The organism is Rheinheimera nanhaiensis E407-8 (genome assembly GCF_000296695.1).
GTDB lineage: Bacteria > Pseudomonadota > Gammaproteobacteria > Enterobacterales > Alteromonadaceae > Alishewanella > Alishewanella nanhaiensis.
Map to the genome: position 1 here is coordinate 43,907 of NZ_BAFK01000025.1, position 8,157 is coordinate 52,063.

An 8,157-nucleotide genomic window follows, 5' to 3' on the forward strand; every position below is an offset into this window, starting at 1 on the left:
CTTTCTCTCTAAGCTGGCAGGAAGTACCTGACGCCGCACGCTGTAAAAAGCTGCGGCGCTTTTTTTTGCGCTATTGTAATAACGCCATGCCGCCTTTGAGGTTATACACCCGGTTAAAGCCAAGCCGGCCCAGCACTTTGCAGGCCACCAGGCTGCGGTTACCCGAGCGACACACCAATAACAGCGGCTGCTGCGGCGTTAGCTGGCCTTTAATCAGTGCGTCGGCCAGTTTAGACAGCGGAATTTCCAGTACCGGATAAGGCTGGGTTAAATAGCCGGCCAAAGCGCCAGCGCTTTGCTCATGCGGCTCACGCACATCCACCAACACCAGCTCAGGTTGCTGTTGCATAAAGGCATTTAACTGCTTTGCGGCAATAACGTCGGTAGCGTCAGAGAAGCTGACCTCAACCAGACCACACAGATGCTGGCTGTGCTGCTGTAAGCTCAGTGCCTGTTGCTGCAGTTGTTGTTGCCAGTCGCTGTTGCTGCTGTTATCTAGCAGCTCCTGTAGCAGCGGCTGCTCGGCAATGGCCAGGTTAAAACAGGTAAAAAAGCGCTGCGCATAGTCATGGCTTGACAGCAGCAAAGTATCAGGCGCCACTTTAGCGGCTAACAACCTGATGCTGTCGGCCAGGGCGCTGATATCACCGCCGGGTAAATCGGTGCGGCCAACGCCGCCCGGCAATATAACATCGCCACAGAACACCGCCACTAACCTCTTATCCAGTGTCAGCAATAAGCTTACCGCTTCGGGTGTATGGCCCGGCGTTGGCAGGCGGCGTAATGCATAACAGCCAAACTCCAGTGTGCTACAACCCTGCGGCCAGCCCAACACGTCACAGGCCGCGCTGTTGCACAGTGCATGGCCATCTGGCTCGCCCAGCAATGTCAGCAGCTCCTGACGGGCCGATTGATGGTCACGGTGTATATGGGTATCCAAAATCGCTGCAACACTCAGGCCCTGGCCCTGAATAATATTGGCAATGCGCAGTGCCAGCGGTAGCACCGGATCAATCACCACGGCGCGGCGTGTATCCGGACAAATCAGCAAATAACTGCATAAGGCGTCGTGTTTTAACTGGACTAACCCCTGTGCGTGCAGCTCCAGCGTCGGGGTGGCGTCGGTTAACACCAGACAGTGTTGGCACACAACTTTACTCAGCGCCCGAATGGCGGCGCAGGCGCGGTCACACTCTGCCTGGGTCATGGCCGGGCCAAACGACAAGCGGATAGCCCCCTGCGAACGCCAGCTTTCCAGCCCCATCGCATCCAGCACAAAGCTGCTGGGCACTTTAGAGCTGCAGGCCGAGCCTGAGCTAACGCGAATACCGGCGGCATCAAACAAATCCATAATGTCTTTGCTGTAAAAGCCCGGCACGGAAAAATTGATGGTGGTAGGCACGACATAAGGCGCATCACTGTTTAGCAGCATGGCAGGAAATACCTGCTTTAACGCGTTAATTAACTGCTCGCGGTAATGCCACAGCACAGGTTCCGCCACAAAGGCAGAGCCGCTCGCTTTGGCCAGCTCAGTAAAGACGGCATGCAGCGCTGCGATGCCCGGCAGGTTCTCTGTACCCGAGCGCAGGCCACTTTCCTGGCCGCCACCGGCAATCACCGGCTGATAAGGTGCACCTTTACGCACATATAAAAAACCGATGCCTTTGGGCGCATAGAGTTTATGGCCACTAAAGGGCGCATAGTCGATACTGGTTTGCGAGATATTCAGCGCCATTTTGCCCAGCGCCTGCACGCAATCTACCAACCAGTACACGCCGGGGTTTACCGCCCGGATCAGCTGCTCCAGTGCGGCTAAGTCTTGTTTGACACCGGTTTCATTATTGGCGGCCATGGTGCAAATTATGGCGGCGGCTGGCAACTGCTGACGGATAAAAGCCTCGTCCAACAGGCCAGCGCGGTTAACCGGAATCGCCATCAGGCTGGCATGCACGCCCAATACCTTATTCCAGTGTTTTAAACTCTCCGGCACGGCTTTGTGCTCGGTAGCGCCATACAGCAGCAGGGTATTTGGCCCGGTCAGGCTACGCTCGCGGGCAGCCAGTAAGGCTGAGACGACGGCGGCCTGAATACCTTCAGTGGCACCTGAGGTAAATAAAATATCGCCACTGCTGGCACCAATCAGCTGGCGGGCTAAAGCGCGGGTGCTTTCCAGCTCAGCTTTGGCCTTAATGCCAGCGGCATGGCTGCTACTGGGGTTACCAAAGCCATATTGCATCACATGCATAGCCGCCTGTGCTGCCTGCGGTAACACCGGCGTCGTGGCGTTGTTATCCAGATAAATTTCCTGTTTCGCGCTTAGCATGGCTCACCCGGTTATAACCAAAAGATATATATTATTCCGGCTAATGATAACGACTATACCGCCACGCCTCAAGCACCCGCTGGCGCAGAAAAACAACAAACCGCCCGAAGGCGGTTTGTGTTAGCGTTATTCAACCAGATCTTTGGGGATCTGCGGCCGTAATTCCGACCAGACCAAACCACTTTCTTTACCGTATTTACGCACCGCAAACACCACTTCGTCAAACTTGCCGTTTTCGGCGTACAGCTTTATCTGATGATAGTACTTACGCGCCAGTTCACGTGCTTTGGGGTGTGAAAAATAAAAGCGGGCAATTTTGTTATACAGGCCGCGAAAGCCATTTAAGATCAGCACATAAATCCGGTTAGACGAATGCAGCGCCAGCTCATGGTTCAGGTTGTAATCAAACTCGGCAAAGGCTTCGGCAGTATCTTCCAGTGCTTCGGCACCGGCAAAAATTTCAACTACCTGCGCCGCATGGTTTTTAATGGCGCCACGAATATAGATAGCGCTGATATTGGTGCGGGCTGATAACAGCTCGTCTACCAGCTCAGGCATGCGCTCTTCGTCCAGCCGTGCCAGCGTTTCCAGAATATTTAACCCGGACGTTTCCCAAAAGTTATTCACTTTGGTGGGCTTGCCGTGCTGTATGGTCAGCCAGCCATCCCGCGCTAAACGCTGTAATACTTCGCGCAAAGTGGTACGGGTAACCCCTATCAGCTCAGATAACTCGCGCTCTGCCGGCAGAATGCTGCCAGGCGCAAATTTTCCGTTCCAGATCGAGTCAACAATGTACTCTTCAGCAAACCCGGCCGGGCTTTGCGCTTTAATCAGATTAGTCATGCGGATCTGTCCGTCTTCTTGTTTACAAATTTGCACTGATTGTACCAGAGCGCCAACAGTTAACAAGTCACCGCCCCAAAATAGCCGGCGGATTGTACATTAAGGCTAAATGCCGTAGATTAGCCACAGCAGTACAAAAGTCCCGTGTAGAAGGATAAAAAATGCTTCAAAAAATCAAACGTTTATCTATGCAGCGCTGGGGATGGGGCCTGGTGGTGTTATCAAGCGCGGCCTTGCTGGCCACGGCGCTGTACTTTCAATATGGCCTGAATATGCAGCCCTGTATTAAGTGCATTTATGTACGTGCCGCTTTCGCCGGGATCTTACTGGCCGGCATTATTGGCCTGCTCTCACCGAAAACAGCACTGCTTAGGTTAGTTGCGCTGCTGGGCATAATAGCCAGTGGCGTGTTTGGCATACTGCAAGCCTATGAATTACTGGAAATTGAGCAACTACTGGCCGAAGGCGGCTTTTTTAGCTGCGCGCTGTTTGCCGAGTTCCCCGGCTGGCTGGCGCTGGACAAATGGCTACCGGCGGTGTTTGAGCCTACCGGCAGCTGCGGTGATACCAGCTGGCAGTTTATGGGCCAAAGCATGGCGTTCTGGAGTGCCTTTGCATTATGGGGTTATACGGCAACAGCGGCCGTATTGCTGTTCGCGCAGCTGGCACGCATCAGTAATAACCCTTACCGTGGTTAAGAGCCGTGGTTAAAAACCGCGGTTAAAGCGCGAAGCTGTTAACACAACAACACCGGTGAAAACCGGTGTTGTTGTTTGTAGCAGTACTAATTCCACTGTTACTGCGCTAACGGCGGGTAATCGGTATAACCCTCTGCGCCATTGCCGTAGAACAGCTCGGGCTTAGCGGCATTTAATGGCGCATTGTGCTTAAAGCGCGCCACTAAATCCGGGTTGGCAATATAAGGCACACCAAAGGCTACAGCGTCTGCCACGCCATCGGCCAGTGCCTTAGCCGCAGATTGCTGGCTAAACTGCTCATTGGCAATGTAAACCCCACCAAACTGGCGTTTCAATTGCGGCCCCAAGCTGTCATCAGCCTGTGCTTCGCGGGCACAAATAAAGGCAATACCGCGCTTACCCAGTTGTGTAGCAACATAACCAAAGGTATCGGCACGTTGTGAGTCGCCGACATCGTGGGCATCGGCGCGTGGCGCTAAGTGCATGCCTACCCGGCCGGCGCCCCAAACAGCTATCACGGCATCGGTCACTTCCAGCAGCAGGCGGGCACGGTTTTCAATGCTGCCGCCGTAGTTATCGGTGCGCTTGTTGCTGCTGTCCTGCAGGAACTGATCAAGCAAATAACCATTGGCACCGTGTATTTCCACACCATCAAAGCCGGCCAATTTGGCATTTTCCGCACCTTTACGATAGGCCTCAACAATACCGGCAATTTCGTTAGTTTCCAGCGCACGCGGTGTCACATACGGCTTTTTCGGCCGCATTAAGCTGACATGGCCGTTCGGCGCAATAGCACTTGGCGCCACCGGCAGCTCGCCGTTTAAATAAAACGGATCTGATACCCGGCCAACATGCCACAGCTGCAGCATAATTTTGCCACCGGCCTGGTGCACTGCATCAGTGATTTTGCGCCAGCCAGCCACTTGCTCGTCTGACCAAATGCCCGGCGTATCAGGGTAGCCCACCCCCATCGGTGTAACTGAAGTGGCTTCAGTTAAAATAAGGCCGGCACTGGCGCGCTGTACGTAGTATTCACGCATTAAATCGTTCGGCACCCTGCCCTCGCTGGCGCGGCAACGGGTTAGTGGCGCCATAATAATACGGTTAGCAAGTTGAATATCGCCTACCTGGATAGGATCGAATAACGTTGGCATAGTGAGTCCTGCATTTAAAATTAAAATTTACTGCACAGCAGTGTGTGGGCTATCGCAGCAAGCTGCTGCAACCTATATATGTACCAAGCAGTACAATAACAAGCACCGACAAAAAATAATTGCGCTTAATGGCAAAAACTGGCCTGATTACGCCAACTTTTCGTTTTGTGTCGCCTTATGCAGCGCTATCAGCAAGATAAAGACAGCATTAAGAATTGGCTTACGGCCAAAGAGACCGGGCAGATCATCGCGTTGATTGCCGCCAGCTTTAACGGCGTCGACAGCCATGACTATTTCAACCGTTACTTTGCCAACCCACAGCACTACCAACGCCGATTAAGGCTGTTTTATCAGGACGAGGTATTGCTGGGTTACTGTTTACTGACCTTTCGCAAAGTGGCCAACAACAGCATCGTAATGGGCGCGTCAGCAGCGTTCACGCCGGGTTATCGCGGCAACAACAGCACCTTTGGTTTTTCTTTCTTCGCCGCCGTTAGCACCTGGCTGCGCCACCCAAAACATAAGGTGTATTACCTGGATACTATGCTAAGCCCGGCCATGTACCGGGCAATTGGCAAAAAAGTTGCCTTTATTTACCCCAACCCCGGCATGAACAGCGCCGACATTAACCGCTACCACGCCCTGGTACCCAATGCCGAACCCAGCACCTGGCACGGCCTTAACTGCCTAAAAACCGTCGGCCGCGCCACCAATTACAGCAAAGACGACATTGCCCGGTTAAAAGCCAGCACTAAAACTGAAATTGCTTTTTACTGCCAGCTAAACCCTAAATTTGATAACGGTACAGCGCTAATGGTGTTAATACCGGTTAACCTAAAGCAACTGCTGTATACCGGCATTAAGTGGTTAAAGAGCTTGGTTAAGCGGTAACCATAACACTGTTACACCGTGCTATTTGCAATATCAGGCAGTTCAGGCCAACTATCCAGTTAACAATGCACAACGCAAATTTGCTGTTTTGATTTACATGCTATAAATTCGGTACTTACCAAAGCGAAGTAACCAGATTTAACACACTGGTTTTGAAATATAACGCATGCTTGTTTTTCAGGATGCTGAAAGTAAAGCTTGGAAATTTGATGTTGCTTTACAAAGACATGCCAGATAGGTTTTCGTCTATAGGAACTGAGAAAACAAGCATGCACAATAATAAAATGTTAGGCAATTCAGATGACAAAAGCAGAAGAGTTTGTTCACGCTTTGTATTCAAAATTTGACGGACGTGTGCCTTTTGCCGCTGGGTATGCCCGAGGTTTCGCTAATAAAATTTATCCTCTTGTGTATGAGAATGAAAATGGCATCCCGATTAGCTTATTAGCAGTTGCAGCAAATAGTGAAGAAGATACATCTGAAGTTCAGCTTTTTCTCATCAGCTCGTTCAAGCCAGGTGTTAGGCACGGCAAGGAAATGATGAATTATCTATGCAATCTTGCTGACGCGCTTAAAGTTAAAATATATCTTCAAGCGGAAGTACAATTCAGCGATAGAGACACGTTAATTGGCAAAGACCTAGTTGATTGGTATAAACAATTTGGTTTCACTGGTAGCTGTGTAATGAAAAGGCTCCCGAATGCCTAACAAACGCAATCAAAACGGGCTTTCGCCCTCGACTCGCCACGCTCGCGTTTGTTGCGGGCGCTAGCCATTACCATGAACTTCTCTAGATTTCAGATATGAAAATTGACTTAAATTCAAACCCCTTGTCTTTGGTTAGAAGTCTTCCCACAAGAAATATACCTATCGATAAAATTAAGGTCAGGGATAATATTGAGCGCGATGATATTTTTCTTGATAAATACACCAAGTACCTTAAAGGAAAGATTAAATCTTACGTTACAAGGTTGTCTCTAAAAAGTATCAAGCCGGGATTCTATCAGCCTAGCAAAAATGGATTGGTTTACAAGTGTGACGAATATATCAAGGAGGATGTCGAGTATCTTAAAGATCTAATTCGAATGGGGTTTAGACCAGCGCTTTTTGTATATGAAAACATATGCAAGAATGACGAGCAGGTTTTTTTATGTCCCGACGACGTCAGCCCTTATTATGCTTATCAAGAACTAAACATAACCAAGCCTCCAGTAATTATTCTCGGCTGCAAGAAAAATTTAGAGGAATCTTGTTATGTAATAAGAGCTATGAAATGTACATACAATGACAGAACTGAGCACTTTGAAAGCTTCTTATGTATTGAACATAAGTTACAACCATCACTGCTGGGCGTAGAAAAGCCACCTTACTCATATTGCTTTAATATTCTCTTAGAATCTGTACGAGGTACCAAGCAAAGAGTCAAAGAATTTCATAAGGGCGGCGCAGTAAAGCTTCATTATCATCACACTCTCTATTCTATTTTGCAGCGGGCGGAGGAATCTCTTGAGTCTATGAGCTTGCTGTTTGATAAGGGCCTATATGTCAACGCTGGCGCTGTAGTAAGGTCTTTGTATGAGCTGGCGCTGACATTTTATATTGACTGGCTAGGCCCTGAGCAAATTTATAAATACCTTCAAATTGCTAGTGTGACTACGCTGAAGGAGTGGGAGAAATACTGTGAGGACACACTTAAGGAGCAGTTAAAAAGCGGATTATCTAGAAGCGATGCCCAGTTGCTAAAAGATGCCAAAATGAGAGGCTATTTTTTGGCAACAAAAGTCTCAGAAAAAGCCAGGCTCTTTCCTTTTGGAGAACAACATCATCAGAATGTATATTCGTTTTTATCGAAGATTACTCACCATGATTTCAGTATGACTGCAAGGTATACTCACACATTGGAGCATGGAGATGAATCTGTATTTAACGAAGATATATTAAATACGGCAATTTACTGTGCTGACTTATTTGTAGCTGCAATTATTACTAGAATTATTGATGACGTGGGATATAGCGGAGAACAATATATTGAATCTAGAGATGGCTAACGAGGCGTCTATGGACTCCCCCTCTATTGCAAGCACAAAGTGATCAAACTTGGCGGTGAATGACTGCATACGTCTATTCGGCTCGTGAGTTTCATGGTGTTAACCATGCTCCAGCCCTGATAACTTTCGTGCACAAGCTCCTTATCGAGGACCCATAGGGTCACCCATTAGCCTCTCGGAGTCAATAGTGAAACCAAACC

The 8,157-nt window shown here is 49.4% G+C and carries 7 protein-coding genes; 4 read left to right on the forward strand and 3 right to left on the reverse strand.

Features of this window, described 5'->3' with window-relative positions:
* Window positions 1-70: 70 nt before the first annotated feature.
* Both RNAN_RS16240 and fadR read right to left on the reverse strand, forming a co-directional pair.
* Window positions 71-2,323, reverse strand: a complete 2,253-nt coding sequence (locus RNAN_RS16240; protein ID WP_008223786.1) for an aminotransferase class V-fold PLP-dependent enzyme — start codon at window positions 2,321-2,323, stop codon at window positions 71-73.
* A 126-nt stretch (window positions 2,324-2,449) separates the two neighbouring features.
* Entirely contained in the window at window positions 2,450-3,166 is a 717-nt protein-coding gene (gene fadR / locus RNAN_RS16245; protein ID WP_040552369.1) for a fatty acid metabolism transcriptional regulator FadR, read from the reverse strand.
* Window positions 3,167-3,327: 161 nt separating this feature from the next.
* On the opposite strand from fadR, the gene dsbB reads away from it, so the two are divergent.
* Window positions 3,328-3,864 carry a disulfide bond formation protein DsbB gene (dsbB, locus tag RNAN_RS16250; protein ID WP_008223788.1) on the forward strand — a complete coding sequence of 179 codons (537 nt, stop codon included), beginning with the start codon at window positions 3,328-3,330 and terminating at the stop codon, window positions 3,862-3,864.
* A 98-nt stretch (window positions 3,865-3,962) separates the two neighbouring features.
* On the opposite strand, the gene RNAN_RS16255 is transcribed toward dsbB, so the two are convergent.
* A complete protein-coding gene (locus RNAN_RS16255) occupies window positions 3,963-5,018 on the reverse strand; it encodes an alkene reductase (protein ID WP_008223790.1) in 1,056 nt (351 codons plus the stop codon).
* Window positions 5,019-5,195: 177 nt separating this feature from the next.
* On the opposite strand from RNAN_RS16255, the gene RNAN_RS16260 reads away from it, so the two are divergent.
* The 3 genes from RNAN_RS16260 (at window position 5,196) to RNAN_RS16270 (ending at window position 7,957) form a co-directional block, all read left to right on the forward strand.
* Window positions 5,196-5,909 carry a hypothetical protein gene (locus RNAN_RS16260; protein ID WP_008223793.1) on the forward strand — a complete coding sequence of 238 codons (714 nt, stop codon included), beginning with the start codon at window positions 5,196-5,198 and terminating at the stop codon, window positions 5,907-5,909.
* A 300-nt stretch (window positions 5,910-6,209) separates the two neighbouring features.
* The gene (locus RNAN_RS16265) at window positions 6,210-6,617 is read left to right on the forward strand and encodes a hypothetical protein (RefSeq protein WP_040552371.1); all 408 of its coding nucleotides are present in this window, start codon (window positions 6,210-6,212) and stop codon (window positions 6,615-6,617) included.
* 95 nt (window positions 6,618-6,712) lie between these two features.
* A complete protein-coding gene (locus tag RNAN_RS16270; protein ID WP_008223795.1) occupies window positions 6,713-7,957 on the forward strand; it encodes a DUF5677 domain-containing protein in 1,245 nt (414 codons plus the stop codon).
* Window positions 7,958-8,157: the final 200 nt, after the last annotated feature.